The organism is Pseudomonas sp. 10-1B (assembly GCF_000935045.1).
Taxonomy (GTDB): Bacteria; Pseudomonadota; Gammaproteobacteria; order Pseudomonadales; family Pseudomonadaceae; genus Aquipseudomonas.
The window spans coordinates 21346-48345 of record NZ_JYKS01000003.1 but is presented as its reverse complement, the minus strand read 5'-3'; the positions used below and the strand labels follow the sequence as shown (position 1 = coordinate 48345).

The 27000-nt window shown below is 58.5% G+C and carries 22 protein-coding genes, 2 tRNA genes and 2 pseudogenes; 8 read left to right on the top strand and 18 right to left on the bottom strand.

From position 1 onward, the window contains the following. Positions 1–170 precede the first annotated feature (170 nt). Positions 171–1838 carry a GGDEF domain-containing protein gene (locus TZ03_RS01930; protein ID WP_051095481.1) on the top strand — a complete coding sequence of 556 codons (1668 nt, stop codon included), beginning with the start codon at positions 171–173 and terminating at the stop codon, positions 1836–1838. Positions 1839–3793: 1955 nt separating this feature from the next. Beyond that, positions 3794–4108, top strand: a complete 315-nt coding sequence (locus TZ03_RS29620; protein ID WP_152645355.1) for a hypothetical protein — start codon at positions 3794–3796, stop codon at positions 4106–4108. 198 nt (positions 4109–4306) lie between these two features. Here the strand turns inward: TZ03_RS29620 and TZ03_RS31855 are convergent, their stop codons facing one another. Next, positions 4307–4654, bottom strand: a complete 348-nt coding sequence (locus TZ03_RS31855) for a hypothetical protein (RefSeq protein ID WP_414860294.1) — start codon at positions 4652–4654, stop codon at positions 4307–4309. A 270-nt stretch (positions 4655–4924) separates the two neighbouring features. On the opposite strand from TZ03_RS31855, the gene TZ03_RS29615 reads away from it, so the two are divergent. Beyond that, a complete protein-coding gene (locus tag TZ03_RS29615) occupies positions 4925–6145 on the top strand; it encodes a hypothetical protein (RefSeq protein WP_152645354.1) in 1221 nt (406 codons plus the stop codon). Between the two features lie 123 nt (positions 6146–6268). Further along, the gene (locus TZ03_RS29610; RefSeq protein ID WP_152645353.1) at positions 6269–7270 is read left to right on the top strand and encodes a hypothetical protein; all 1002 of its coding nucleotides are present in this window, start codon (positions 6269–6271) and stop codon (positions 7268–7270) included. A gap of 180 nt (positions 7271–7450) precedes the next feature. On the opposite strand, the gene TZ03_RS31180 is transcribed toward TZ03_RS29610, so the two are convergent. The 6 genes and pseudogenes from TZ03_RS31180 to TZ03_RS01900 all read right to left on the bottom strand — a co-directional run bounded on the left by TZ03_RS31180 (position 7451) and on the right by TZ03_RS01900 (position 11198). Continuing rightward, positions 7451–7600 carry a hypothetical protein gene (locus TZ03_RS31180; RefSeq protein ID WP_177328418.1) on the bottom strand — a complete coding sequence of 50 codons (150 nt, stop codon included), beginning with the start codon at positions 7598–7600 and terminating at the stop codon, positions 7451–7453. A gap of 27 nt (positions 7601–7627) precedes the next feature. Next, positions 7628–7774, bottom strand: a pseudogene (locus tag TZ03_RS29605) (DNA adenine methylase); the annotation flags it as partial. A gap of 84 nt (positions 7775–7858) precedes the next feature. Next, positions 7859–8383 (bottom strand): annotated as a pseudogene (locus TZ03_RS01915) (integrase); the annotation flags it as partial. A gap of 899 nt (positions 8384–9282) precedes the next feature. Further along, a complete protein-coding gene (locus TZ03_RS01910) occupies positions 9283–10611 on the bottom strand; it encodes a tyrosine-type recombinase/integrase (protein WP_051095479.1) in 1329 nt (442 codons plus the stop codon). A gap of 164 nt (positions 10612–10775) precedes the next feature. Further along, positions 10776–10851 (bottom strand) — tRNA-Thr (locus tag TZ03_RS01905). A 98-nt stretch (positions 10852–10949) separates the two neighbouring features. Continuing rightward, the gene (locus TZ03_RS01900; RefSeq protein WP_051095478.1) at positions 10950–11198 is read right to left on the bottom strand and encodes a hypothetical protein; all 249 of its coding nucleotides are present in this window, start codon (positions 11196–11198) and stop codon (positions 10950–10952) included. A 556-nt stretch (positions 11199–11754) separates the two neighbouring features. Between TZ03_RS01900 and TZ03_RS01895 the strand changes: the two genes are divergently transcribed. Beyond that, on the top strand, positions 11755–12030 hold the full coding sequence (locus TZ03_RS01895; protein WP_051095477.1) for a DUF3077 domain-containing protein: 276 nt from the start codon (positions 11755–11757) through the stop codon (positions 12028–12030). A gap of 330 nt (positions 12031–12360) precedes the next feature. Here the strand turns inward: TZ03_RS01895 and TZ03_RS01890 are convergent, their stop codons facing one another. The 5 genes from TZ03_RS01890 to TZ03_RS01870 form a co-directional block, all read right to left on the bottom strand. After that, positions 12361–13572, bottom strand: coding sequence for a methyltransferase (locus tag TZ03_RS01890; RefSeq protein WP_051095476.1), 1212 nt, complete (start codon positions 13570–13572; stop codon positions 12361–12363). Between the two features lie 126 nt (positions 13573–13698). After that, positions 13699–14388, bottom strand: a complete 690-nt coding sequence (locus TZ03_RS01885; RefSeq protein WP_015268628.1) for an ABC transporter permease — start codon at positions 14386–14388, stop codon at positions 13699–13701. Then, a complete protein-coding gene (locus TZ03_RS01880; RefSeq protein WP_051095475.1) occupies positions 14385–15080 on the bottom strand; it encodes an ABC transporter permease in 696 nt (231 codons plus the stop codon). Before TZ03_RS01880 ends, TZ03_RS01885 begins: the two co-directional genes overlap by 4 nt. Before the next feature lie 54 nt (positions 15081–15134). Further along, the gene (locus TZ03_RS01875; RefSeq protein ID WP_051095474.1) at positions 15135–15887 is read right to left on the bottom strand and encodes an ABC transporter substrate-binding protein; all 753 of its coding nucleotides are present in this window, start codon (positions 15885–15887) and stop codon (positions 15135–15137) included. 11 nt (positions 15888–15898) lie between these two features. Then, complete coding sequence (locus TZ03_RS01870; protein WP_051095473.1) at positions 15899–16672, bottom strand: ABC transporter ATP-binding protein; 774 nt, start codon at positions 16670–16672, stop codon at positions 15899–15901. 641 nt (positions 16673–17313) lie between these two features. On the opposite strand from TZ03_RS01870, the gene gabP reads away from it, so the two are divergent. After that, positions 17314–18699, top strand: a complete 1386-nt coding sequence (gene gabP / locus TZ03_RS01865; RefSeq protein ID WP_051095472.1) for a GABA permease — start codon at positions 17314–17316, stop codon at positions 18697–18699. A gap of 176 nt (positions 18700–18875) precedes the next feature. On the opposite strand, the gene TZ03_RS01860 is transcribed toward gabP, so the two are convergent. Beyond that, positions 18876–19322, bottom strand: a complete 447-nt coding sequence (locus TZ03_RS01860) for a hypothetical protein (RefSeq protein WP_051095471.1) — start codon at positions 19320–19322, stop codon at positions 18876–18878. A 215-nt stretch (positions 19323–19537) separates the two neighbouring features. Next, entirely contained in the window at positions 19538–20518 is a 981-nt protein-coding gene (gene ppk2 / locus TZ03_RS01855; RefSeq protein ID WP_051095470.1) for a polyphosphate kinase 2, read from the bottom strand. A gap of 237 nt (positions 20519–20755) precedes the next feature. On the opposite strand from ppk2, the gene TZ03_RS01850 reads away from it, so the two are divergent. Continuing rightward, positions 20756–21058 (top strand): addiction module antidote protein, encoded by a 303-nt coding sequence (locus TZ03_RS01850; protein WP_051095469.1) that lies wholly within the window; start codon positions 20756–20758, stop codon positions 21056–21058. 134 nt (positions 21059–21192) lie between these two features. Here TZ03_RS01850 and TZ03_RS01845 read toward each other — a convergent pair. The 4 genes from TZ03_RS01845 to TZ03_RS01830 all read right to left on the bottom strand — a co-directional run bounded on the left by TZ03_RS01845 (position 21193) and on the right by TZ03_RS01830 (position 24938). Continuing rightward, a tRNA-Phe gene (locus TZ03_RS01845) sits at positions 21193–21268 on the bottom strand. Between the two features lie 90 nt (positions 21269–21358). Next, entirely contained in the window at positions 21359–21631 is a 273-nt protein-coding gene (locus TZ03_RS01840; protein WP_051095468.1) for an oxidative damage protection protein, read from the bottom strand. Further along, positions 21628–22695 (bottom strand): A/G-specific adenine glycosylase, encoded by a 1068-nt coding sequence (gene mutY, locus TZ03_RS01835; RefSeq protein ID WP_051095467.1) that lies wholly within the window; start codon positions 22693–22695, stop codon positions 21628–21630. The genes TZ03_RS01840 and mutY overlap by 4 nt, the downstream gene beginning before the upstream one ends. Beyond that, positions 22692–24938, bottom strand: a complete 2247-nt coding sequence (locus TZ03_RS01830; protein ID WP_051095466.1) for an AsmA family protein — start codon at positions 24936–24938, stop codon at positions 22692–22694. The genes mutY and TZ03_RS01830 overlap by 4 nt, the downstream gene beginning before the upstream one ends. A 386-nt stretch (positions 24939–25324) precedes the next feature. On the opposite strand from TZ03_RS01830, the gene TZ03_RS01825 reads away from it, so the two are divergent. Further along, the gene (locus tag TZ03_RS01825; RefSeq protein ID WP_051095465.1) at positions 25325–26986 is read left to right on the top strand and encodes an OFA family MFS transporter; all 1662 of its coding nucleotides are present in this window, start codon (positions 25325–25327) and stop codon (positions 26984–26986) included. Positions 26987–27000: the final 14 nt, after the last annotated feature.

The following is a 27000-nucleotide window of genomic DNA, read 5'->3' as shown; positions in this document are numbered from 1 at the left end:
GAGCCAAGATACCGAACCGCGCAAATCGGCAGTGCCACGCATGTAGCGCTGGCAAGCAGCACGGCGACCAGAGCACTGAGGCGAATGTCTTACAGTTTTACTAGCCTCGTTGTTGTGATGCATGATTCCAGACCGATCGTGCGCCTTGCTGTATCGCAGAAGGAGTTGCTTTGGAGCGCCATTCAACCAGCAAGAGAGGCGTGAGCTACGAGCTGCCGCAGCGGGGAAAACCCAGGAACATGCCTTCCATCGTGCGTCGGGTAACACTGGGCGTTGTGCTTGCGTGGCTGGCATTTGTGGCAAGTCTGGGCTGGTGGATATCGCAGCGTCTTACGGCGGAAGAACTCGACAGCCTGGCTCGCAGCGCTGAATACGAAGCCACAATAACGGGCCGCGTCGTCGACCGCCTGTTTACCGAAATGACCAGTGTGGCCAACATGGTGGCCCGTCAAAACGAGGTGATCCAGCTCGCCACCCGATATCGCGACGATCCACCAGGCTTCGCGGAACTCACGCGTGAGGAGCGCGCGTCGAAATTCACCAGTGACCCCTTGGTTCGAAGGGTGGGTGATTTCATGGATGCTCTGTCCGGCGATCTCCACTACGCCCGCATTTATATGAACAATCTGTCGGATGATACGGTAACGGCCAGCAATTGGGCGGAGTCCTTCAGCATCGTTGGGCAGATCTATTCGGGCCGTGCCTACCTCATCGATGCGCTGCACGCAGGTAGGGGTGAGATGTTCGGTATCGCCCGCCTGAACAAAACCCCATCTTATTTCGTAGCCAGCCGCATCGACGATGCCGATGGCATGCCGCTCGGTTCTGTCACGGTCAAGTTCGATGCACCGGACATGGCACTCTACCTGACGGGGCGTCACATTGCCCTGATCGTGAACCGCCAGGGGCGCGTGACGACTGCTTCCAGCGCACTTTTCATGCTGCGTAACGTGGCGCAACTGCTCCCAGCAGATTTCCGCAGGGCTGTGGATGGCGACGAGGAGCCGGGTGAGCCCATGGATATCCGCGTAATGGCCGGTGCGGATCAAGCCGATCAATGGCTCGTTGACGGCCACCCTTATCTGGTTCGTCGCCAGCCGTTGAGTGACGCGCAATATCAGCTGCTGACGCTGGCAAAGCTCGATCACCTGGAACCGAGGCGCCGGCAATGCTACTGGGCGGCGGCATGCGTGGCAGCGCTCGGATTGATCCTGATCATGCTCTCCAGTCGTGTGGCCGGGCAGATGGTGATGCGCAGCCAAGAGGAACGCTATGCGGCGAACTACGACGCCCTGACTGGTTTGAAGAATCGGCGCGCGATCTTGACCGACTTGCAGCGGAATTTCGCTTTGGCTAAACGGACGGGGCAGGGGGTACTGGTGGCCTTCATTGATCTCGACGAGTTCAAGACGATCAACGACACCTACGGACATGAGGTCGGGGACCAGTTCCTGATCGAAACCAGCCGACGCCTGCAGGGGGGCTTGCGGGCGAGCGACGAGTTGGGTCGCTGGGGCGGCGACGAATTCGTCTTGATCGGGTTGACCGCTTCTACCCATCCGGACGAGATGGAGAGAGCTGCAGCAGAGATGCGTCGGCGGCTGGTGCCACTGCTCATCGGTAGCTACGCCTTTGACGAATACCGTTTCGATTATCCGGGCGCGAGCTTTGGCATCACGAGCGTCGATCCTTCTGCGACTTCGCTGCAAGCGGCGCTCAAGGCCGCGGATCAGCTCATGTATGCCGACAAGGAGGCGCGGCGAGGTCAGGGGAAGCTATTCGAGGAGTACGCTGCTGGCGCTACGGCTACACGAGGTGACCTCTCTGTTCGCACCTAGGTTCGCAACCCCTGTGCGCCTCGCCCCTTCCGTATCAGCATCGGGGCCTTCTTGCCATCGGTCAGGGCGTGAAGTGGCTGAAGATGACGGCAACCCGGACAGGCATAAAAAAACCGCTCAATTTGTGCATAGCTGCCGGAGCAACCATAGGCATGGCGGGTGTATTGCGGAAGAGCTTGTGTGATACATCAGGCATTCGCACGGGGGCCGGCGTGTCTGAATGTGATCTTGAAGTTGGACAGCGTGAGCCCCGACTCGTCTGGCGACAAGGTGTCGACGTTCGATGTGCCTGTGGGAGCTGGCTTGCCGGCGATGGGGTCAGAACAGGCAACACATGACATTTGCACCTACACCGGTCGTGTTGGCTTCGAGGCCTTTGTTCAAGCACGAGCCTGGTGGGGTCAAGGATGATGTGGGGTTTTGCGACACATGAAAACAAAAAAACCACTTTTCGGTGAGACTTTTTTGATACGGCACCAGACGAACGGTTGTAGGCCGTGAGGTCCCGATTTTCGCTGGACTGGAATTTGGTGGATTTTTTAACGTACCTCATAGGGTATCTATAAAAAAATCAGCTAGTTATGGCTTTCTGTGGAATCGAATCGGGAATTTCTGGGCCCTTTTGATTGATGCTCTGGGAGATGATGTCCTGCTGCAGAAGAGATCTTGAAAAGCTTCAATGAAACCTGAAACTAGGTAGGGAAGGGGGCAAAATTTCCTGAAGAAGCCATTCACAGACGACCGCAATCGGCCCAGGCTGCGTGAAAACCCAAGTGATTCTTTGGAGAGCGCGAGCGTACGTGAAATCTGTAGAAGCTTGGCTATTCAGCTAACCCAGAATTCGCGTAGAAGCGCGAAATCCTGGCTGTTTTCTAACCAGTCGGATCGGGCCGAAGGTTTTCACACAGCCTGGGCCAATAGCGGTCGCTCATGACAGCTTCCTGCCGCCCATGTGCGACTACTACCCGCAGAGCTGCGTCCATGCTGCCTAAGTGACCGGATTGTATGGGGTTGATTGCACGCTTAGTGCTCCACCGAGCATAACTAATCGAAATAAAAGATGCGTGGATAATTGCTAGCGACGAGTTAGTGGGTCGATGACGCTGGTGGTGTGCTTGTAAATTATTTGGAGCCGAATCGAATCTGCCATTGAACTTCTTGAAATAACCTCCTACGCTTGCAGTTGACACAGGGTAAACTAAGTATCTGCACGTATTGGTTTAAACTGAGCTACACCTTGGTAAAACTCAGAAAGTTGTATGCGTGCCGTTCCTTGAGCTGATGTAAAAGAAATTTAAAATTTCAACCAATGCACAGTCGAGGTTTGTATGAAGATAGGCGCGAATGATATAAGGAATTTTCTGGCGTCAGAGACGGCTACGACTACAGTCCCCATGTCGTGTAAAGTTATTGGTGCAGCGAAAGACTCTACTGATGATGTTTTGTTATTTTCTCCTAATGGTGGCGAAAATTGGTTGCCCATCCCCATATCTATAATTGATGAGGCTGACTTTCTGGGGGCTCTAGTGCTCGACGGCGATACAAATTCAAAATATTCACTCTTCGAATTTTCGCTAAAAAGACCCTCGGAAATTTTGGCAGCCTCGCTTTTTGATCTTCTTTCTGTGGAGATTCAGAAATCAGGACCAAAATCTTGCGGTTGCACCGGTCCAGGAGAAAATGCAGCATCTCAAGTTCAAGGTGGAGAAGTTAGACCATTGGATGGTTGTCATCCATGTAGTACTACCTATCGTTGTTACCGTCTTTGCTGGAGAAGCGACGGCTCCCAGTATTGGGGTTACGATAGAGTATGCTGCTAGTTTTGCAGTGGAAAGGATGATTAAAAGGCGCATGGCGATAATTGCCATGCGCTCCAAAAAAATAGATCTTTGGTATGGAGTCTCATCGAGATTTAATGCACGCTAATTGAGGCCCGAAAGGGTGAGGAGGTATCAATGCCCGTACTGCATGTGAGAGCCGAAGGCTACTTAGAACATGTCTATACATTAAAATCTGGCGAGCACACCAAAATCGTATCATCGTCTTTATCCTTCAAAGTTATTGATTATGAATATATCGGACGAACTTTTCCACCTCAGTCCTGCGTTGTTAAAGATGTTAATTTTAATTTGAACAATGACAGGACCAGTGCTGTTGCGAGACTTCGGTATGCTTGTTCATCAACAAGCGGTGTTTGTCCAAATTTTTTAATAGAATTTAGCTGGGACGAAGAGCAGAGGGAGGATTTCGGAGTAAACGAAGTAAGTTAATTGCTCTGTGGGAGGGCGCGAAATTTGAATTTTAGAGTAAAAGCTATCAATTTCTCGGCGACTTTTAACGCTGCTTTTGGCCGTTTTCTGTCTTCCACGGAGGCAGTTTCGGGTCGGTAGCTGCCCATCGCGCCGTACGCTATGGGTTATCAGCTTTCGGAATAGACTGCTTCCACCCCTTGTTCGCGCTACCAGGAGCTAGTGGAGAGTACCAACAGTTCCGCCAAGAGCCCGAAGCTGGTAATCCGCGACGGCCTGAAAAAGCGATTCAGCCAATTTTTTCAGACACTCCGCTTCTTCGGCCGGATATCCTGCTGATTCAGCATCTTGGTACGCCCTCATGGCTTCGAGAGCCTGTCGCATCAATGGCTCGCCAACCACAATCATTCCCTGCAGTGTTCTTTTCATCCAGCCCCTCCTCTGATGCTCGATCCAGTTTAGCTCCCCCATGACCAGCTGCGGAGAGCTGAATACCCGAAACTTACGAAAGCCGAGATAGCTATTCATTTCCGAAATAAGCAAAAGCTGAAGGAAGCGATTGATCATCTTGAGCCTTTGGTAGGCAGGAACGCCCAATCTTTCGAACCTTCATCAGATTCAAAACCCTCCCCTGCCTCTAAAGCGACACTGAATCACATACGCACCCTAACCAAATCACAAGAAAACGTTCAAATGCAATCCAACTGGATAACTGGAAACCACGGACTATAGTCAACCTAGGCTATTGCGTGGAAATGTTCTAGGCCAAACTAGACTAGGGGGCGCATAGCTAAAATCACTTCTAGATACAATGGCATTTTCCCGCTGGAGCAAACAATGAAAGCGAACGAAGTTAATTGGAAGTGCACTTATTTCATTGCGCCGTTTTTTTTGATTAGTTGCAATGGGTATGCGCCATTATTGACGTGCCATGACCCCTGCGAAAAGTCTTATGAGACCAGAGACTCGTTTTGCGTATGCCAAGACTACCGAAATGTTGGCACACCGCCTCCGCCGCCGCTGCCGCCGCCGCCACCACCCTCATTTTATTGGCAATGGGAAGAAGCAAATGGATGCAGCTTGAACCGTCATTACTGGCTAATAAATCCTTCAAAAAAACGCCTTATCGTAGATGTTAGCTGGCGCATTCCAAATAGCATAGATCGCGAACATCGCGAATACACCATAAACGGAAACATCACGAGCTCAAACTATAAAGATGGTGTTGATTTAGGTTTTGAAGAATCACCAATCCCAAACTCTTCATGTCACGATAAAGACTTCATGGTCAACGGATGGCGCGAACCTAACTATGCAACTGCTATACAGTCAGCCATTGCCACTCTGGATTCAAACAAAGAAAACCTGCTGCTTCAGCGCGATCAAAGATTAGCACTATTACAAACTCAAATTACTCAGCAATCCAGGACCGCAGAAGCCTCACAAGGTAATCTATCACCCGACGGTCATGAGGGCTCCCCCTCCTCCACTCCCGCACCACAAGCGAAAATCGTATTCCACACTAACTCCATCCCCAAAATAACCATCAAAGAACAAGAAGCATTGAACTGCCAGGAAGTTTGCGATTCTGGCGACACGTTACGATGCCCAATTGTAGGGTACCCCCCTGACAAAGAAAAGCTACGCACGCTTATGGATAAATTACGTGCACCTGCCGACAAACCTGAATTTCAGGCAGCTGACATATATCAAATATTCGGCCTAGACAAAGCGTCATGTGCACGCAGCGACATCAAAACGGCAAACAACAAACTATTCAATACTGGCCGATACTGCGTCTTCCCAATGTTTCTTCAATCGTCTGATACAAAGCCCAAGCTATCTCTGCACTTCCCGGAGACCATTAGAGCGCTAAAAATTGGTACTGGATCTGTTGGCGGCATGGTTTTCAATGCGGGCGTTGCAACCCCTACACTTTATTTTGCGGACCCAGAACTACATACCAACTTTGGAGGAGTTGTTACTGATGCAACCGCATCGGACAAAGGTGTTTACTATCAGACAACAAGTGCTTGTATATTCATGGGGATTCGTTAAATGTCACAAATTATGATATCTACGCTTTGTATTGCTAGTTTAGCGGCCACGCTACACACTTCACTCATGGCGACGACAAGAGGATCCCCACCCAACACTGCCGCAGCTATCGGAAGCGAGAGCTTGAGAAAACCACAACTGTTAGCGGATAGAGCTTCCAATACCGATCTTATTGACACAACAAAACCAACACCTCCAGAATGTGACCTAAGCGCCATTTCTACCGGCATTATTTCTATAGAAGGTGCTGATGATACAGACCCAGACCGCGTTTACCTAAGCGAACACTTCCATTTTGAGCCGGGCCCAACAGTAGACGTAAGAGGAGTAAAGAGAACATCTATCAATGTGTATGAAACAATGGAAATGGGCTTTTATAGGAATTGGCTATCCGATGGTATTTCGGCCCTTGGGTCAGAGGTTGCCAGATCACTGTCGAATTCATGCAGCAATAGTGTGGGCGCTCCTAGCAGCGGGATGATTGGGTATCTACCACCAATTGGTAGATTTCAAATTGGGGTTACTAAACGGGCGTGCGCTATTGTTGAGTTACCCTGCGGCATGCCAGAAACAACATGTCGAGGTGGAAGGCTTTGGCCACCAGAAGCTCCAGTTTGTGAGACACGCGCAAAGATGTGCCGCATTGAACAGTCAACAGATATGTTTTCTACCTCAGCGCTAATGGACTTTCAAGTTCAAGTAAAATTATCAGGCACACCGCCCACGCAAGAAATTTCTTTCGAAAGAAACATTGTTAGAAACGATGTCGACTCATCTTCAGGAGAAGTATTTAGGCTCTTTAACGACTTACGTCTAGCAGAAGCCTTCCAAGTTAGCTTAGGAAACCTTGAGCGCCTAATGAAAAACATTATAAATCTTCAAGCCAAAGCACTTCAAACAGGCGGCGCTGGTTTTAAAATCCCAACTGCAGACTACATCTATGTACCCAAAGCGACCACTGTTAGCTGGGGAAATCCAACAAACATACCATTAGGTGCAGCACCATACAGCATTATTATAAAGAGAGAAATGTCGTTAGCTACACCTCTTGCTTGCAGGCTAATCTCATGCATACAGCAATCCAAAAAAGCTGGCAAGCTACTAATTAACAGCTGCACAATTTAGGATAACTTATAGGGCATCACATTACTTTTAGCTTGACCATTGAGCACGTGACAAGAACACGCTTAAGCAGCGCATCGTTATGCATACGTTGCGTTGCTTAAGTAATCTGCACCGACATACATAGCTAATGTTCTTAGATGAACGTAGAATACTCACATCGACCAATGTAAAGCGCATAAACTAGAGCGACTCTGCCAGCAAGCGTAAGCGTTCAAATTCTTCGATCAGTAGGCCAGCAGCTTTTGCCGCAAGGTACCGACGAAGCGCCTTAATGGCCTGCGGCATCAACGGATCGCTTGCCTTATAGACTTCATCCGGGGTTCGCTTCATCGAGTCAATTCCTTTTGACCAAGCACCTCAGAATAGCTGCCCCAATCCAGCAGACCGCCAATTCATGATCACCAACTCACCAGTAACCTCCGCCTTGCCCTACCGCTGGTTCGTGTTGCTGTAGCGGATATCCAGGCACTCGAAGTGGAAGCCGTCGAAGGCACGCCGGATGTCCAGGTACTTGCCCATGGTAGCGTTGAGGCCGGGAACAAAAACACCGGCTTTATAGGTCTTTGGGCTGGAGATGAAGACGAGGATCAAAATGGCCTCACGCAAGCGCATGCCGGTGGCTCGCGCCAACAGAACGATCGCAGCGGCCCGTAGCTGATTTTGGCTGCAAAGCACTTTGACGATCTGCTTAACCTGTTTGCGGTCTTGGCCCTGCGGCACTGAGTGTCGAACCCCGGTGCGCTGCATTCCCAACGCCTTGCTCGGGCTGGGCAATTTCACGCAATGATCACCGCGAAGTGCCGCCATGGTCCTGTTAACGCTGGATAGCCGATTTTGTGCGGTGCTGATGGCGAGGTCACCGCGCCTAACCACGTCGCGCAGATATGCCGCATAGTCGACCAACACACTTCGATCAATCTGCCGCGCATCATTGATACCGGGCCCTTGTTCGGAGCGGCACCACTTTACGAAAGCCAACCAACGGTCACAGTGCGCTTTGACCGTTCCGTAATGGCCACCGCCGAACATGTCTTTCAGTGCCTGCGGCCCTGCATAGCTCAATTGCCTGCCGTAGCCGAAATTGCGGCCGCCGCGCCTACCCACCAGTGCCATGTCGCTCACCTCTTCTGCTGTTCTCCGATCCTCGCCCCACGTCATCCCGCCAAGAATGCTGAGTGTTATCAGGGATCAAGGCCCCTGCGACCTGTGGGGAATGTCCTCTACGCGGGACTGGCGGCTCCTTACAACCGGGAGCAAGGGCATCTCATGATCTGGCCTCCTGAGCACCGTTACCGGTGGGCGGGTGGAGGCTGCATTGGCTGACGAGACCAGTGCCGCGAGATCCTGAGCCAGGTGCAAGCAGCAATGCGATAACCGGGGCATGCCTGACTGTCAGTCAGGTGCAGTCCATTCCTTGGTCTGCGGCACCATCATCTACAGCGCTGTTGCTGGTGACATCGGCGTTTGTCACGCCGATTGTCACGAGTGGAGTAGCCGCAAAGCCAAGTGCGATAAGGGCTGCAGCAGTGCTAGAAGCGCCCGTCTCTTTCCAGGAGAAAGAGACGGGCTCAGGTTGGCGCAAGATTCGGCCAAGCGGATAGGTTGCTGCAGGGCAGCGAGGTAGGAGGTGTTGTCTGGCGCAAGAGGGCCATGACCTGAAGTAGGCATCCATCACCGGGGAGGTGACCGGGCGAGCTGCCGGATGCGAATCGCCATTTGGGGGAGAACCACCGCGAGAGCGGCGTGACCTTCAAGGTTCGGGTCACCTGGGTGCTGTCCAAGACAGCGTTTGCACCCTCAGTTCTACGCCTGTGGATAAAATTGGTCAACGCCAGAAACCAAGGTGCCTCTGGGCTTGTGCATGAAATTATCCACCGGTGGAAATCAGTGGTATCCAAGGGATTCGTGTCGGCTTTTAGCTTTGCAAAGCGAGGTCCATCCAAACAGGGCGGCTTTGCAGCCCTGTTTGGATGGACCCGAATTAAAGAGCGGCCAGTGGCGATCTGGAAGGTTTACCGACGATTGAATGCGTCACGCCCACTCGGCAAGGGGGTGATGTTGTCGCCCGCTGGGTGGGCGAACTCATGTGGAGTGACATGCCCCGATCTGTTGGCATCGATGTAATTACTCCACCACGCCATAATCAGCCGACGCTGTTCCAGAAATTCGGCCTTATGGATATAGGCGGCGCGCACGCGATTGCGTTCCTTGTGGCTCATTTGCCGCTCAATGGCCGCATCTGTCCACAGCCCTGACTCAAGCAAGGCGCTGCAAGCCATGGTCCTGAATCCATGTCCGCATACCTCCTTGGAGGTGTCGTAGCCAACGTTGCGCAGCACTTGGTTAACCGTGTTCTCCGACATTGGCTTCCAGTACTTGTGGTCACCGGGCAGCACCAGCTCGGAGAAGCGACTCAAGCCGCGCAGCCGTTCAAGGATCGCGATGACTTGGGGAGAGAGCGGCACCATCTGTATGTCTCCGCTCATCTTGGTGCCACGGGTGGAATTGCGCACGCCGTCGATTGGCCTACGGGTGTCCGGGATTTCCCACATCGCCCTTTGCAGGTCGAACTCATCCCAGCGCGCAAAGCGCAGCTCGCTGGAGCGCACGAACACGTGCAGCGTCAGCAATACAGCCAGCTTGGTTAGCTCACGGCCGTTGTAGTTATCGATCCGGCTGAGTAGTTCGGGGAGGCGGTTGAGTGAGAGGGCAGGGCGGTGCACGGTACGCGGGGCATGAATCGAGCCTGCCAGATCGAGCGCCGGATTCTGGCTGATCTGCCGCGCCCGCTTCGCGCCCCGCATGATCGTGGAGAGATAATTCTGCACGCGCAGGGCAACGTCCATGGTGCCGCGATCTTTGATACGCAGAGTGACCTCAAGCAGATCATGGGTATCAAGCTCAGCGATGGGGCGTTGGCCGATCAGAGGGAAGACGTGGGTGCGCAACCGACTCATGACGGTCTTGGCGTGTCCTTCAGTCCAGCGCCGCGACATTTCGGCGTGCCACTCCAGGGCGACTGTTTGGAAAAGCAGGGAGGCTCTTTGGGCAGCAAGCTTCGCTTTCTTCTTCTCTTCCATCGGGTCGAGGTTGTCGAGCAACAGCGCCTTGGCTTCATCGCGCTTGGTCCTCGCGACGGCCAGCGAGATGATGGGGTAGTTGCCGATGATCAGCGTGCCTTCCTTGCCGCTGGGCTTGAAGTAGCGCAATCGCCACGTTTTGACGCCGTTGGGTTTCACGAAGAGGTACATGCCGCCACCGTCGAATAGCTTGTAGGCACGTTCGCGAGGTTTCGCCGTACGGCATTTGAGGTCGCTGAGAGGAACGGCTAGGCGCGGCATAAGGGTACGTTCTCCATGCAGGCAAGACGCTGTACCCTAAAAATACCCCCGGGGATGGGGTATTTTGTTGGATCCCGACGGAGGGTCTTGGAACGAAAAAACCCGCCAAAGGGCGGGTTTTAGGGGCTTCCAAGGCATTCGGTGGAACGCGATGGAGCTGGATATGGTGCCGGCACCAGGAATCGAACCCGGGACCTACTGATTACAAGTCAGTTGCTCTACCATCTGAGCTATACCGGCAATGGGGCGTCATTATAGCGATCGGTTGGCGCCTGTAAACCACTTCGTTGCGAATGTTCGCAAATGACCTAAGTCACCGGTCTAAAAGAAGAATTTTCTTACCAGCCGCGGTGGATGGTATTGACGCTTGGTTCGCTTTTGCCTGGGTTGAAGAACAGCTTGTCGTTGTCGCAGCCGCGCTTGCGGCAGGGGCTTTCGGTGCGCAGGGGCAGGCCGTTGTCGCCGCCCAGTTGCATGCCGGGGTGGTTCCAGCCCAGGTTGCTGTTGTGGTGGGGCGCAGGGCCGCTGGCGCAGGCGGTCAGGGCCAGGGCGAAAGTCAGCAGGGCGAGGGTTTTGGCTTGGGTCACGATGGTTGGGTCCGTTAGTCCATTGTCGGTTCTGGCGCAACGCCAGAAGGTCGCGGGGCTGGCGGGCAGCGCGCGACTTCACTTTTTAATGATTTGAGGCCGGATGATACACCGTTGCGGCGGTGGGCATTAGCCTTGTGTTGGCTGATCGGGCCTCATCGCCGGCAAGCCAGCTCCCACAGGTACTGCACAAGGCTTGATGCCTATGTGGTCGAGGTGGGATTTACCCGCGAAGGGCCATCAGATGTATGAAAATTCTGAATCATGGGCCCAAAAGCTTCAGGGTTGGGATGCTTCGGAACTATCCTACGCGCGCCGCCGAAGTATCGCTGTTGTCGGGGAAATGGCTCACGGATACCGTTTTCAGGTCGCTCAGGCGACCGGGTGTGAGAACCCGACTTTTGAATAAGCGCTACCGCTCATGGTGGTCGTACGCGGGCAGGCTTCGGTCTGGCCGGGCTTCCTTATTCACTCGGTTTCTCACCCCGCGTACGGCTGCCGCCCAAATCCGTGAGAAAGATTTCTGGCAGTCCCCTTCTCTGAATAAGGTTTTGCCATGAAAAAAGATATTCCCGAACCAATCACAACCGCAGGCATGGAAACCTTCCTCGCCGCCGGCAACCCCTCCCTCAATCTGCTTCGCGTAGAGCCCGGCGTCCCGGTCGATGCTGCCTACGAACATGTGTCGATTCTGATGGGCTACATCAAGCACCTGGTGCGTGAGGGGGATCTGGAAGACGACCATAAATTCCTCGGCGCGGCCGATTACCTGTGCGATATGGCCAAGGCGCTGATGAACGATATCGAGATTGCCAAGAACAAGGCGCATTAGCGCGGTCTGTGTGGGAGCGGTCCCCCGTTTTTGGCGTATTTGCAGAGATGGCTGGGGCTGCTTTGCAGCCCTTTCGCGACGCAAGGCCGCTCCCACAACGGCCGTGCAAACCAAGGCAGTCTCCAACCACAAGAAATGTTTATGCACAAGTGGCATTGGCGTCTTGCGCGAAAGGCATGCCGGATCGCTACACCGCTGGTCTTTGCGCAAATGCCTGTTTTTACTGGCCTTGAGCCGCAAGCGGGAATAAGCCGGGCGCTTCAAATAGCGCTTGGATCCAACAGGTAATCACAAGCTTGTTCACAGAGTTATCCACAGGTTGTGCTGCGGCTAACGGTCGCGTTCCGCGAGGATGAGCAGGTTGCGCGGGGTGAGTGGGTAGTCGCAAAACAGCCCCAGGCGCACGTCGTAGCCTTGTTCTTCGAGGAACAGGGCGCGATCGAGTACCAGCCACAGTTCCAACGGCCGGCGGAACAGGTTGCGCACGCGCTCCAGGTTGCGTACCTCGGCCAGGCGCTGCCAGCCGGCGGCTTCCAGGGCTGCCCAGTCTGGGTTGCCGTGCAGTGGCAGCTGCTTGAGCTCGGCCAGGCCACGGCAGTAGTGCTCGAAGGGCTTCTCCAGCCAGGCCACGGGCAGCGACGGGGTTGGCAGGTATTCGTTGCTCTGGCGCTGCTGGCGTTGCAGCAGGTCGAAGCCCAGGCGCCGGGCCATCGAGGTGTCGCGCTGGCGTCGCACGCGGGCGCCGGCGGTGACGGTTTCGCTCAAGGGCAGGCCCAGGTCGTCCAGCGACAGTTGCAGGCTGGAGGCTTGCGCGGCTGTGGATAACGCCTGGTATTGCTGCGCGGTGGTGCGGTTGTAGCAGCAGGGGGCTACCGCCAGTTGGCGGCAACCTTGCTGGCTGGCCAACTGCATCAGGCGTACATGCAGGTCGCCACAGGCGTGCAGGGCGACCACGCTCTTGTCGCCATCCAGGTGGCGGGCGCTGTCGGTAGCCATCACATCCTGGTGCACATGTTGCGCTGGCAAGTGATGGTGCGCGCTCAGGGCTTGGCCGGCAGCGACCAGTTCGGCGTCGTATTCCAGGCAGGTCAGCTGCTGGCCGGGTTGCAGCAGGCGGCGGCCGAGGTGGCCTTTGCCGGAGCACCAGTCCAGCCAGTAACGGGGCTGGTCGCGGAAGGCCAGGTGGCTGGCGAAGGCTTCGATCTGTTGCCATTTGCGACCGGGGACGGCGACGTCGAGGCGGTGGGCGGCGGGGGGCACGTCAGTCGCCGGGAGGTTGCCGAGGGCGGCGAGCTGTTGGGCTTGCTGGGCCAGTTGTGGGAACGGCGCGGGCAATTGGTCAGCAGTGTTCTCGGCTTCGGCTTCGGCCTCTGCCAGGGAACATTGGCGAAGGTGGGCGGCAAGCTCGGGGTGGGTAGTTTCCCAATCCAGTTGCAGGGTGGTGAAGGGGCGGGGTTTCCACAGTTGCTGGTGCTCGATCAGGAACTGGTCGAGGGCCTGGAAGCGGGTGCTTAGGTGGTGGCTGTGGAGGTGGTTGGGCATGGGATATGTGTGCTGGGTTTTAGGGCCTCTTCGCGGGCTCGCCCGCTCCCACAGGTATAGCGCCACATTCAAGGTTGGCGCTATACCTGTGGGAGCGGGCGAGCCCGCGAAGCAGTCAATGAGGTCTCAGCGGCCTTGGCAGGCATCCACGCGCAACCAGCGCTCCAGCAGCTTGAAGCCTTGCACCAGCACGAACGAGATCACCAGGTAGAACACCCCGGCGGCAAAGAAGATCTCTACCGGCAGGTAGGTCCGGGCGATGATGGTTCGGGCCATGCCGGTCAGTTCCAGCAGGGTCACGGTACTGGCCAGGGCGCTGGCCTTGAGCATCAGGATCACTTCGTTGCTGTACGCCGGCAGGCCGATGCGCGCGGCGCGTGGCAGCATGATGTAGAACAGCGTCTTGCCCCTCGACATGCCCAGCGCCCGTGCCGCCTCGATCTCACCCTTGGGGATCGACTGCAGCGCGCCGCGCAGAATCTCGGCGATGTAGGCGGCGGTGTGCAGGGTCATGGTCAGCACCGTGCACCAGAACGGATCGCGCAGGTACGGCCACAGCGAACTCGAACGCACCGCATCGAATTGCGCCAGGCCGTAGTAGACCAGGAACAGTTGCACCAGCAGCGGCGTGCCACGGAAGAAGAAGATGTAGCTGAACGGCACGGCGCGCACGTACCAGTGGCGCGAGGAGCGGGCGATGCCCAGCGGGATGGCCAGGATCAACCCGGCAACCACGGCAATGGCCACCAGCTCCAGGGTCAGGGTCGCGCCCTGGGCCAGGCGTGGCAGCCATTTGATGATGACTTCCCAATTCATTGTTCGGCCCTCGCAAAGCCGCGAGCGGCGCGTTTTTCCATGAAGTGCATGCCGGTCATGGCAATGATGGTCAGGCTCAGGTAGATACAGGCCGCGACCATGTAGAAGGTGAACGGCTCCTTGGTCACGGTCACGCCGATTTGCGCGTGGCGCATGATTTCTTCCAGGCCGATCACCGACACCAGTGCGGTGTCCTTCATCAGGATCATGAACAGGTTGCCAAGCCCGGGTAGGGCGATGCGCCACATCTGCGGCAGGATGATGCGCGACAGGATGCGGCCCTTGGACAGGCCCAGCGCCAGGCCGGCCTCACGGTGGCCCTTGGGGATCGCCAGGATGGCGCCGCGGAACACTTCGGTGGCGTAGGCACCGAAGCACAGGCCCAGGGCGATTACCCCCGCAGCGAAGGCGCTGAGCTCCAGGCCCGGCATGTTCAGGGCTTCGCCGAGGGTGTTCATCAAGCCGACGGTGCCGAAATAGATAAGCAGAACCCACAGCAGTTCGGGCACGCCGCGAACCAGGGTCGAGTAGAAACCGCCAAGCCATTGCAGCGGCTTGATCGAGGAGGTCTTGGCCAGGGCGCCGAGCAGGCCCAGCACCAGCCCCAGCAGCAAGGCGCAAAGCGCCAGTTTTACGGTCATCAGGGTGCCGGCCATCATGGCCGGACCGAATCCGTGCAGGTCGATATTCATGGGCAGGTCATTCTAGGGACTTGCGCGCCGCAGGGGCGCGCAGGTCAGGGCGGATCATTCGATGCTGAACGGGAAGTACTTGTCGTTGATCTTCTTGTAGGTACCGTCAGCCTTGATTTCCGCCAGGGCGGCGTTCAGCTTCTCGCGCAGCGGGTCACCCTTGCGCACGGCGATGCCGATCTTGTCGCTGTCCACTACCGGCTCACCCTTGAACTCGAAGTTCGAGCCGTCCTTGCTCTTCAGCCACTCGTACTGCACGTACTTGTCGGCCAGGATGCCGTCGATGCGGCCGGACACCAGGTCCAGGTAGGCATTCTCCTGGGTGTCGTACAGCTTGATGTCGATCTTGTCGCCGTAGGTGTCTTCCAGCCAGGTACCGGCCAGGGTGGCGCGTTGGGTGCCGATGGTCTTGCCTTTGAGGTAAGCCTCGTCGGTCTTGAAGTCGACGTTCTTCGGCGCGATGAACTGCAGCTTGTTCGAGTAGTACGGCTCGGTGAAGTCGACGGCCTGCTTGCGCTCGTCGGTGATCGACAGCGACGACACCAGGAAGTCGAACTTCTTGGCGTTCAGGGCCGGGATGATGCCGTCCCAGTCGGAGGTGACGACCGAGCATTCGACTTTCATCTTGGCGCACAGGGCGTCGCCGATGTCTTTGTCGAAGCCGACCACGTTACCGCTGGCATCCTTGTTGTTGAACGGTGGGTAGGCGGCTTCGATACCCATGCGCAGTTTTTCTGCGGCCATGGCGTTTGCCGACATCACCAGCGTGGCAGCAGCTGCCAGGAGGAACTTCTTGTAAGTGTGCATGTATTGCTCCGTTAGCGGTGGCTGGACATGAATTGCTTGCAACGCGCCGAGGTCGGGTTTTCGAAGACCTGCTGCGGCGATCCCTGCTCTTCGACCAGGCCTTGGTGCAGGAAGACGACTTCACTGGACACATGGCGGGCAAAGCTCATCTCGTGCGTCACCAGCAGCATGGTACGGCCTTCTTCGGCCAATGCGCGGATAACGTTAAGCACTTCCTGGACCATTTCCGGATCGAGCGCCGAGGTTGGCTCGTCGAACAGGATGACCTTGGGCCTCATGGCCAGGGTACGGGCAATGGCGGCGCGCTGTTGCTGGCCACCGGAAAGCTGGGCGGGGTAGCTGTGGCGTTTGTCGTAGATGCCGACCTTGTTGAGCAGCGCTTCGGCGGCTTCGATGGCCTCGGCCTTGCTTTGGCCGAGCACGCGGCGTGGCGCCTCGATGATGTTGTCGAGGATCGACATGTGCGGCCACAGGTTGAAGTTCTGGAAGACAAAGCCAATCTCGCTGCGCAGGCGGTTGATCTGGCGGTTGTCGGCAGCGATCAGGTCGCCGTTCTTGGCAGCCTTGAGCTTTAGGGCTTCGCCGGCGACCAGGATTTCGCCCTGGTGCGGGTTCTCGAGCAGGTTGATACAGCGCAACAGCGTGGACTTGCCGGAGCCGGACGACCCCAGGATGGAGATCACGTCACCGTCGCGTGCGGTCAGCGAAATGCCCTTGAGAATTTCCTGTTCGCCGTAGCGTTTGTGCAGATTGCGGATTTCCAGCGCGGGCGTGGCCTGAGCCATGTGCGGTCCTCATGTGTTCGGGTGCGTTCCCAGCTGTTGGCGGCCTTCCTGGCGTGCGCCAAGCTAGCATAGCGGCATTATGACGGCCAACAGGGTCGCCGGGGACTCTGGGCACTGGTGGGGCAGTTTGTCGCATCGCTACAGCGTAACGTCGCGCAGATGTCCGCGAAGGTGTCGCCCAGCACCAGAGCCTTGATGAAAAAAGGCGCGATGGTGCCAGCTTTGGCCGGCTCATGGAAGCGGTTTTAGACCATTCGCGGGGTAAAGCTGACCTGAAAGCCAGACGGTGACTGTGGCAGCGGGTTCACCCCGCGAAGGCCTTTGTCGGGCTTCAGGTTGTACCTGACGGTTGCACTTTTCTGCATTGCGCTGGTGCACAGGTGTTACCGTGGAGCACCTTTAGTGTATTTGTAAGTGGGTATTTCAGTAATCCGATGATTTGGCGGCCTTTCGGTCAACGTATGGCCGAAAGCCCTCCAGGCAGCGCTGTAAAAGGCCTGCCGGCTTTTCGGACGAATGCATTCAGCACATGGCGCGCTTATTGCCAGCAGGAAACCGCCGATTGCAGCGACGCCTAGGCCAACCCCAGGCGCGCTCCGTACCCGCAGTCGGAGTGGTCCACTCCTTACAAAGGTAGTTTTATGAGCGGTAACAATTCCAATGACCTCGCTCAGGGGCTCAAGCAACGGCATGTGACCATGCTGTCCATCGCTGGCGTCATCGGTGCCGGTCTGTTCGTAGGCTCCGGCCATGCCATCGCTGCTGCCGGCCCGGCCGTGCTGCTGGCATACGCCGCCGCCGGTACGCTGGTCGTGCTGGTCATGCGCATGCTGGGTGAAATGGCGGTCGCCTCGCCTGATACTGGTTCGTTCTCTACATATGCCGACCGCGCCATCGGGCGCTGGGCCGGTTTCACCATTGGCTGGTTGTACTGGTGGTTCTGGGTGCTGGTGATTCCGCTGGAGGCCAACGCCGCTGCGGCCATCCTGCATGCCTGGTTCCCTGCGGTTGACCTGTGGGCGTTCTCCTTGGTCATTACCCTGGCGCTGACCCTGACCAACCTGTGCAGCGTGAAGAACTACGGTGAGTTCGAGTTCTGGTTCGCCCTGCTCAAGGTGCTGGCGATCATCGGTTTCATCGTGGTCGGCTGCGTGGCCATGTTCGGCCTGGTGCCGAGCAGCCAGGTGAGCGGTGCCAGTCACCTGTTCGACACCCAGGGCTTCATGCCCAACGGCCTGGGCGCGGTGCTGGCAGCCATGCTGACCACCATGTTCTCGTTCATGGGTACCGAAATCGTCACCATCGCCGCTGCCGAGTCGAAGGACCCGGGCAAGCAGATCAGCCGCGCCACCAACTCGGTGATCTGGCGTATCTGCCTGTTCTACCTGGTGTCGATCTTCCTGGTCGTGGCCCTGGTGCCGTGGAACGACCCGGCGCTGGCCGAGACCGGTTCCTACCAGACCGTGCTGAGCCGCATTGGCGTGCCGAATGCCAAGCTGATCGTCGACATCGTCGTGCTGATCGCGGTGACCAGCTGCCTGAACTCGGCGCTGTACACCTCTTCGCGCATGCTGTTCTCGCTGAGCAAGCGTGGCGACGCCCCAGCCATTGCCCAGCGCACCACCAAGTCGGCGACCCCGCATGTGGCGGTACTGCTGTCCACTGCAGCGGCGTTCCTCTGCGTGTTCGCCAACTTCCTGGCTCCGGCGCAGGTGTTCGAGTTCCTGCTGGCCAGCTCTGGCGCCATTGCGCTGCTGGTGTACCTGGTGATTGCTGTGTCGCAGCTGCGCATGCGTGCCCAGCGTGAGGCGCGTGGCGAGAACATCTCGTTCAAGATGTGGCTGTTCCCGGGCCTGACCTGGGCGACCATTGCCTTCATCGTTGCCGTGCTGGTGGTGATGGCGCTGCGTGAAGATCACCGTGCCGAGATCATTGCGACCGCGTTGTTGAGCATTGGCGTGGTGGCGGCTGGCTTGCTGGTACATCGCAAGCGTGAAGCTGCCGGGCGGGTGGCGCTGGATAACTGATCCGCGCTGGCTGCAATGAAAAGGCCGCGTCCTGTGCAGGGCGCGGCCTTTTTTGTGGCCTGTCCCGGCCCTATCGCCGGCAAGCCCCCACAGGAACCCTGCTGCCCTCAGGCCTGTGATGGACCTGTGGGAGCTGGCTTGCCGGCGATAGGGCCCGGGCAGGTTAAAGGGCCCTGTCAGCCAAACTGCTTCTGCTGCTGTTGCTGCTTGGCAACCAGCTCCGAGGCCGCCACATAGGCTGCCTGAAACTCATCGCTTTCCAGCCAGGCCATGGTGGTTTCTTCATCGGCGCCGTCCAGCCATTTGCGGTAGGCGTTGAACACCAGCACGATGTAGTCGGTGGCGTGCTCTTCCTTGTGCCCCTTGAGCACCAAGGCCAGCAGTGGGTCCACCAGGAACACCGAGATCATCGGCACCAGGCCACCGCCCTCCTGGGCTTCCTTCATCTTCTTGAACATCGCGTCGTAGCTGCCCGACTCCATGGCCTTGTTGTACACCTGCTCGACGCTGGCGCTATCACCGGCGCTGGCCTTGACCGCCTGGCCGCTGCGTACCATGCGGTTCTGCTTGGCCTTGCTGGCGGCGCGCTTGGCGCGTTTCTGTTGCTTGGTAGGGGTGGCCATGGGGAATCCTTGGGTGGGTCTGAAAAGTGCGCGTATTGAAGCGCAGTTACCCGGGAAACCCAAGTGTTGCAGGAAAGGGGCCGCTGTGCGGCCCATCGCCGGCAAGCCAGCTCCCACAGGTAAACCACAGTGCCCGAATCCTGTGCAGTACTTGTGGGAGCTGGCTTGTCGTGGCGACGAACCGCGGCGATGGGCTGCAAAGCAGCCCCGGCAATCTAACTGGCTAACCCTACCGGCTCATCCTCCTCGAATCCCCGCGAAGCCTTGCCAACCAGCAGCGCATCCGGCGCATGCGCCACGCTGTGGTCCTTGCCCGGATAATCCAGCGAATGCAGGAAATGCCGGATGCAGTTGATCCGCGCACGCTTCTTGTCGTCGGACTTGATCACCGTCCACGGCGCATCGGCGGTGTCGGTATGGAAGAACATCGCCTCCTTGGCGGCGGTGTAGTCTTCCCACTTGTCCAGCGACTTGATGTCGATGGGTGACAGCTTCCAGTGCTTGAGCGGGTCGTCCCGGCGCGAGATGAAGCGGCGCAGTTGTTCTTCGCGGTTCACCGAGAACCAGTACTTGAACAGTAAGATGCCGCTGTTGCACAGCATCCGCTCCAGGTCCGGCGCCTGGCGCATGAATTCCAGGTATTGCAGCGGTGTGCAGAAATCCATCACCTTCTCGACCCCGGCGCGGTTGTACCAGGAGCGGTCGAAGAACACCATTTCACCCGCGGTGGGCAGGTGCTGGATGTAGCGCTGGAAGTACCACTGGCCTTTTTCCTGCTCGGAAGGCTTTTCCAGGGCAACGATACGGGCACCGCGTGGGTTGAGGTGCTCCATGAAGCGCTTGATGGTACCGCCCTTGCCTGCGGCATCGCGCCCTTCGAACAGGATCACCACACGCTGGCCGGTTTCCTTCACCCAGCTCTGCACCTTGAGCAGCTCGATCTGCAGCGCGTGCTTGGCTTTTTCGTAGTCCTGGCGACGCAGGCGGGTGCGGTAGGGGTAGCTGGCTGGCAGGCGGGCGCAAGTACTGTCTTCGTTGCTGCCCTTCGGGGCGGTGGCGACTTCCAGTGCTGCGGGCTGTTGGCTGATGCTGGCGATTGTCGATTCCGGCTTGCGCTGGCGTGGGCGGCGTGTGTGGACTGGGGTGATGGCGGGTTCGCCGGGGGCGGGGAGCAGGAGGGGGGATTCTTCGCTCATGGGGGTCCTTGCGGGTCGATTCGGATGTCCATCCAACACCTTAGGGTTGAGCGAGTGGTGGCCATTTGATGCTGGTCAATTGCGTGGCCACAAACAGTTTGAAACAGCTACAAATTGGCTGTAGTGTGAACTACGGTTTACATTTTACGACGGTTGCGTCAGGTGTATTTCGTTCAGCGAGGTTATTAAGTGATCAAATCTGCTCTCAAGCTGGCTCGCGACCTCTAGGAGGCCACCATGACAAATATCAAACTGACCAAATGGGACGCAGTGGACCATTTGAAGACAGAAGAGGACATGGCCTTGTACCTTGAAGCCTGCCTGGAAGAGAACGACCCGGCGCTGCTCGCTGCTGCCTTGGGTGATATCGCCCGTGCCCGCGGCATGGCTCAACTGGCGCGTGATACTGGGCTGACGAGGGAAGGGTTGTACAAGGCGCTGTCTGCTGAAGGTAACCCGAGTCTGTCGACCATCATGAAAGTGATGGCGGCGCTTGGGGTGAGGCTTCATGCCGAGGTGCTGCCACGCACTGCGAGGTAAAGCCCTGATGAGGTTTGGCAGCAAAGAAGTTAACTGGCAAACCTCCAGCAAAATCACAGACAACAAAAAACCCGCACTAGGCGGGTTTCTTGTTGTCGCTTCGGGTAACTTTGCAACCACCAGAAGCTTTAAGGTGGTGCCCAGAGACGGAGTCGAACCGCCGACACGAGGATTTTCAATCCTCTGCTCTACCGACTGAGCTATCTGGGCGACGAGGTGAATTAAATAGACTTTCAGACCGCTCGTCAACGACTTTTTGAAAAAATTTTAAATTAATTCCGTCGCTTACGTTTCCTGGGGTCATTCCGAAGGTGGAACGTAGCCTTCCGCCTGGGCGTAATCTTCGCCGGCGAAAAACTTGTCCATCTCGCCCTGGAGGAATTTGCGGTCCTCGGCGTTCATCATGTTCAGGCGCTTTTCATTGATCAGCATGGTCTGGTGTTTCTGCCAGTCGGCCCAGGCTTGCTGCGAGATGTGTTCGAAGATGTCCTGGCCCTTGGCGCCGGGGTAGGGCGGGCGCTCCAGGCCTGGCAGTTGTTCTTTGTACTTGCGGCACATCACGGTGCGGGTCATCGGGCGTCTCCTGCAATCAGTTCGTCGGCCGCGCGTTTGAGCAGCTTCTTGACCGGGGCGGCGAGGCCCAGGCGCGGCGGGGTGGCGAGGTTATACCAGAGCCAGTCGGCCTCGGCCACGTGCTGGCCGACCGGGTCGACGCGCACCAGCCAGGGCTCGATCGCCAGCTGGAAGTGGCTGAAAGTGTGGGTCAGGCCGTCCATGGCCTGGCTGCCGGCCAGGCGCAGGCCGTGCTGGTAGGCCAGGTCGTCGAGCTGGGCGATGTCGTCCAGTTCCGGCAGGCTCCACAAACCACCCCACAGGCCGCTGGAAGGGCGGCGGTAAAGCAGGATGGCGCCTTCGTGGTTGGCCAGCAACGGCATCAGCGTGCGCCGTTGCGGCAGCGCCTTGCGCGGCTTGGGTTCGGGGTAGCGGGTTTCTTCACCGTGCAGGTGCGCTTCGCAGCCGCGCTGCAGCGGGCAGATCAGGCAACTGGGCTTGCTGCGGGTGCACAGCGTGGCGCCCATGTCCATCATCGCCTGGGTGTAGTGGTTGGCGCGTTGCTGCGGGGTAAAGCGCTCGGCCGTGGCCCACAGCTGGTTGGCCACCTTGGGCTCGCCGGGGTAACCGGCCTGGGCGGTGTAGCGGGCCAGCACGCGCTTGACGTTGCCGTCGAGGATCGGCGCGCGGATGCCCATGCTGATGCTGGCGATGGCGCCGGCGGTGGAGCGGCCGATGCCGGGCAGCTCGGTGAGCTGCTCGACACTGCGCGGGAATTCGCCGCCATGCTGCTCGACGACGATCTTCGCGGCCTTCTGCAGGTTGCGCGCGCGGGTGTAGTAGCCCAGCCCCGTCCACAGGTGCAGCACTTCGTCCTCCGGCGCCTCGGCCAGGGCCTGCACGGTCGGCAGGGCCTGCATGAAGCGGTCGAAGTAGTTGAGCACGGTGCTGACCTGGGTCTGCTGCAACATGATTTCCGACACCCACACCCGGTACGGGGTGATGCCCTGTTGCCAGGGCAGGTCGTGCCGGCCGTGCTCGTCATACCAATCCAGCACAGCGCTGGAGAACTGCTCGGGGCTCATCGCTTGAACAGCCCCTTGAGCGCGTCTTTCACTTCCGGGCTCACTTTGTCTCCGAGTTTTTCTTCGATCTTTTCATCGAGCTTGTCTTTCAGGCGGTTGCCAGCCAGCTTGGCGGCCACCTTGCCCAGGCCGTCCTGGTCCAGGCGGCAGGCCTTGGCACCCAGTTCCAGCGGGCCGCGGCAGCGCAGCGGCACTTCAACGCCGGTATAGCGTTCGTTGACCTGGCAAGCCGGGTCCGGCATGGCGCGCTGGTCGCCTTCGACGATCACGCCGATGTTGTAGTCCATGCCCAGCACGCGCAGGTCGAGGTCACCGTGGCCGTTGACGGTCAGGCCCGGGATGCGAGCCTTTAGGTCGGGGTTGCTGGCGACGCCATTGCGCACCACCAGGCTGCCGCGCAGTTCCTGGAACGGCGTGTCCTTGCCGCGTGGCTCGCCGCTGAGGGTTTTGCGGTTCAGCGTGGCGATGGCCTGGCACAGCTGCTGTTCCAGGTTGGCATTGACCAGCACGCCGTCGTTGATGGTGAAGTTGGCGTTGCCGTTGAGGGTATCGACCAGGGCCTTCTGGCTGTTGCCGGTGGCGGTCAGGTCGCTGGTCAGGGTCAGCAGGCCCTTGACCGGCGGCGTCTGCTGCTTGCCTTCGGTCTTGATGAAGTGCTCCACCGGCACCCGCTGGATGTTGGTCTTGACGCCCACTTGCGGCACCGCAGGGCGCACATCGACCGTGCCCTTGGCTTCGAAGGTGCCGTTGTACAGCTCGCCGCGCAGGGTTTGCAGTGTCAACAGGCCAGCCTGGCCGACGGCCTTGAGCTGGGCAGCTTCGATCGGCAGCTTGTCCAGGGTCAGTGAGCCGAAGGCCAGGTCGGCCTGCAGGTCGAGGGCGCGCAGGCGGTCGACCGGCAGCAGCTTGTCATCGCTCCAGGCCACCTGGGTCGGGGCATTGGGCAGCGGCGTGGCGCCGGAACTGGCCACCGCACTGGCCTCTTGCTGCTTGACCTCGGCCTGGCGCGCCGCGGTGGCGCCCTTGGCTTCTTCACTCTTGGCCGGCAGGTAGCGGTCGGCGTCGAAGGTGTCGCCCTTGAGTTGCAGGCGCAGGGCCTGCTTGGCGAAGTCTTCCACGGCCACGCGGCCACTGAAGGTGCTGTCGTCCAGCTTCACCGCCAGATCTTCCAGAACCAGGCTGTTCGGCGTGCCCTGCAAGCGGCTGACCAGTTCCAGTTTGGCGAAGGCTGCCGGGTCGTTGGTGGCAGGCAGCGGGTGGCCAATGCTGTCGAGGAAGGTGCGCAGGTTGAACTGGGCGATGGACAGGCCGCCGCTCAGCTGTGGCGCCTTGTCCAGGTCACGCAGGTTCAGCTCGCCGAGGGCGCGCAGCTGGTTGGCCGAGACTTTCAGGCCGTTCCATGAGGCGACATTTGCTGCCAGGTCGACCAGCAGTTGGCCTTGGGCGGCGAAGGTCACGGTCTTGCCGCCGGTAGGCTCCCCCGAGGTTTCGCCCGACAGGCGCATGTCTTCGAAGTTGTAGCGCTTGAGCTTGCGATCGAAGCGCAGTTCACCGGCCAGCTCGGTGCGGGCCTTGATGTTCGGCTGGCTGGCGCTGAGGAAGGCGCTGGCCTTGAGCGGAATGTTCGCACCTTCATGGACCGGGCCAGTGCTCAGCTGGATGCTCTCGGCGCTGTAGCTTTGGCCGGTCTTGGCGTCGGAGTACTGCACGCGCGCGTTGTTCACGGTCAGGCTGTCGATGTCCAGCTTGACGGCGCGGTCGTTGTTGTCGGCAGGTGCCGGCTTCTGCTCGGCGGGTGCCTGGGCCGGCGCCTCGGCTGTTGCGCCATTCTGCGCGGGCAGCGGCTTGCCGATGTCTTCCCAGTTGCCATGGCCCTGTTCGTCACGGGCCAAGGTAAGGTTCAGGCCTTCGACGCGCACATCGCTCATCTGTACTTCGCGGCGCAACAACGGCAGCACCCGCACCGACAGGCCGAGCATCTGCAGGTCGGCGAACGGCTCCTTGGGTTTGTTCAAGGTGGCGATGCTGGCTTCGTGCAGCTCCAGGCCCAGCCACGGGAACAGGCTCCAGCCGATGTCGCCGTTGAGGGTCAGCTCGACGTGGGCCTTGTCGCGTGCCAACTGGCGAATCTGGTCTTTGTAGTCGTTGGGATCGAAGAGGTGGGTCAGGGCGAAGCCCAGCGCCACGATGATCAGCAGCAACCCGAGAAGCCCCAGTCCCAGGATTTTGCCGAACGCTTTCATGGGCGAGTCCTTGTAGTCCGATTTTTAAATTCAAGCGGCAGAGTATAGCGCCGCAGTGGTTGTCCCTGCTTATTCGACTAGAGATACAGGACGATTCCTACGCTTGTAGCTGATGATACGGCTTTCGACAGCCATGACTTTGCTTGTTCCAAATATGTTGCCTTTACGGGCCCTATCGCCGGCAAGCCAGCTCCCACAGGGATGTCACTGCCTTCAAGGCCTGCGGTGTACCTGGGGGAGCTGGCTTGCCAGCGATAGGGCCAGTACAGACAACATGACCGTTTCAGCCGAGCAAAAATAAGTGATATCAGACTGCTTTCACGCTACTTGTTGCTGCTACCCTTGCGCCGCTTTGCCTGCACTTACCTATAAGAAGGATCACATCCATGAGCAGTACCGTCGCGACGGGTACCTTGGTCGGCGCGCCAGGCTTCCTGTCGAAGGAGCGCATCATCGCTCGCCCGGGCTTCAACCGCTGGCTGGTGCCGCCAGCGGCCCTGGCCATTCACCTGTGCATCGGCATGGCCTATGGCTTCTCGGTGTTCTGGCTGCCCCTGTCGCAAGCCCTCGGCATCACCGCCCCGGTCGCCTGCGCAGCGGACATGGGCTTCATGGCTCGCATGTTCAGCGCCGAATGCGACTGGCCGATCTCGATGCTGAGCTGGATCTACACGCTGTTCTTCGTCTTCCTCGGTTGCTCGGCGGCGGTGCTGGGCGGTTGGCTGGAACACGCCGGCCCGCGCAAGGCCGGCCTGGTCTCGGCCATGTGCTGGTGCGGTGGCATGCTGATCTCGGCCATTGGCGTGAAAACCCACCAGCTGTGGCTGATGTGGCTGGGCTCCGGCGTGATCGGTGGTATCGGCCTGGGCCTGGGCTATATCTCGCCGGTGTCGACCCTGATCAAGTGGTTCCCGGACAAACGCGGCATGGCCACCGGCATGGCGATCATGGGCTTCGGCGGCGGGGCTATGGTGGGTGCACCGCTGGCCACCGCCTTGATGGGCCACTTTGGCAACGCGCAGGAAGTCGGCGTGTGGCAGAGCTTTGTCGCCATGGCCGCCATCTACTTCGTGTTCATGGCCGCTGGCGCCCTGGCGTATCGCGTGCCGCCGACCGGCTGGAAGCCCGAAGGCTGGACAGCCCCGGTGAAAAAGGCCGGCAATACCATGGTCACCGACCGCCACGTGCACGTCAGCGTGGCGTGGAAGACCCCACAGTTCGCGTTGATCTGGCTGGTACTGTGCCTGAACGTGTCGGCGGGCATCGGCATTCTCGGCATGGCTTCACCGCTGCTGCAGGAAGTGTTCGCCGGCAAATTGCTCGGCAACGAACTGACTTTCAGTGAACTGAACGCTGCCCAGCTGGCGCAGATTGCCGCGATCGCTGCCGGCTTCACCGGCCTGTTGAGCCTGTTCAACATTGGCGGGCGGTTCTTCTGGGCGTCGTTCTCCGACTACATCGGCCGCAAGAACACCTACTTCGCTTTCTTCGCCCTGGGCGTGGGCTTGTACAGCCTGGTGCCGAACATGGGGCACCTGGGTAACGTGGCGCTGTTCGTGGCGGCGTTCTGCATCATCCTGTCGATGTACGGCGGTGGTTTCTCCACCGTGCCGGCTTACCTGGCCGACCTGTTCGGCACGCAGATGGTCGGCGCCATTCATGGTCGCCTGCTGACCGCCTGGGCGGCGGCGGGGGTGCTGGGGCCGGTGCTGATCACTTACCTGCGCGAGTATCAGTTGGCGGCGGGCGTGGAGCGGGCGGCGGCTTACGACATGACCTTGTACATCCTCGCTGGCCTGCTGGTGCTGGGCTTTATCTGCAACATGCTGGTGCGGCCGGTGGCCGACAAGTATTTCATGAGCGATGCCGAGCTGGCTGCCGAGCGGGCGTTGAGCCATGACAAGGGGGCCGATGGTGCGCGTTCGCTGGAGTGGAAGGCGGCGCCGGGCAGCTTGCCGCTGGTGTTGCTGGCCTGGGCGGTGGTGGTCGTGCCGCTGGCCTGGGGGGTTTGGATTACCCTGCAGAAGACGGCTGTGCTGTTCCATTGATGCATTGCCTGGGG

Coding starts and splice junctions, on each gene's coding strand:
- TZ03_RS01895 (WP_051095477.1), top strand. CDS start 11,755: ATGAAAAAAGATATTCCCGAACCAATCACAACCGCAGGCATGGAAACC.
- TZ03_RS01850 (WP_051095469.1), top strand. CDS start 20,756: ATGACAAATATCAAACTGACCAAATGGGACGCAGTGGACCATTTGAAG.
- TZ03_RS01840 (WP_051095468.1), bottom strand. CDS start 21,631: ATGACCCGCACCGTGATGTGCCGCAAGTACAAAGAACAACTGCCAGGC.
- TZ03_RS01825 (WP_051095465.1), top strand. CDS start 25,325: ATGAGCAGTACCGTCGCGACGGGTACCTTGGTCGGCGCGCCAGGCTTC.
- mutY (WP_051095467.1), bottom strand. CDS start 22,695: ATGAGCCCCGAGCAGTTCTCCAGCGCTGTGCTGGATTGGTATGACGAG.
- TZ03_RS01860 (WP_051095471.1), bottom strand. CDS start 19,322: ATGGCCACCCCTACCAAGCAACAGAAACGCGCCAAGCGCGCCGCCAGC.
- TZ03_RS31855 (WP_414860294.1), bottom strand. CDS start 4,654: ATGATCAATCGCTTCCTTCAGCTTTTGCTTATTTCGGAAATGAATAGC.
- TZ03_RS01830 (WP_051095466.1), bottom strand. CDS start 24,938: ATGAAAGCGTTCGGCAAAATCCTGGGACTGGGGCTTCTCGGGTTGCTG.
- TZ03_RS01910 (WP_051095479.1), bottom strand. CDS start 10,611: ATGCCGCGCCTAGCCGTTCCTCTCAGCGACCTCAAATGCCGTACGGCG.
- TZ03_RS01885 (WP_015268628.1), bottom strand. CDS start 14,388: ATGAATTGGGAAGTCATCATCAAATGGCTGCCACGCCTGGCCCAGGGC.
- TZ03_RS01875 (WP_051095474.1), bottom strand. CDS start 15,887: ATGCACACTTACAAGAAGTTCCTCCTGGCAGCTGCTGCCACGCTGGTG.
- TZ03_RS01870 (WP_051095473.1), bottom strand. CDS start 16,672: ATGGCTCAGGCCACGCCCGCGCTGGAAATCCGCAATCTGCACAAACGC.
- gabP (WP_051095472.1), top strand. CDS start 17,314: ATGAGCGGTAACAATTCCAATGACCTCGCTCAGGGGCTCAAGCAACGG.
- TZ03_RS29620 (WP_152645355.1), top strand. CDS start 3,794: ATGCCCGTACTGCATGTGAGAGCCGAAGGCTACTTAGAACATGTCTAT.
- TZ03_RS29615 (WP_152645354.1), top strand. CDS start 4,925: ATGAAAGCGAACGAAGTTAATTGGAAGTGCACTTATTTCATTGCGCCG.
- TZ03_RS31180 (WP_177328418.1), bottom strand. CDS start 7,600: ATGAAGCGAACCCCGGATGAAGTCTATAAGGCAAGCGATCCGTTGATG.
- TZ03_RS01890 (WP_051095476.1), bottom strand. CDS start 13,572: ATGCCCAACCACCTCCACAGCCACCACCTAAGCACCCGCTTCCAGGCC.
- ppk2 (WP_051095470.1), bottom strand. CDS start 20,518: ATGAGCGAAGAATCCCCCCTCCTGCTCCCCGCCCCCGGCGAACCCGCC.
- TZ03_RS01880 (WP_051095475.1), bottom strand. CDS start 15,080: ATGAATATCGACCTGCACGGATTCGGTCCGGCCATGATGGCCGGCACC.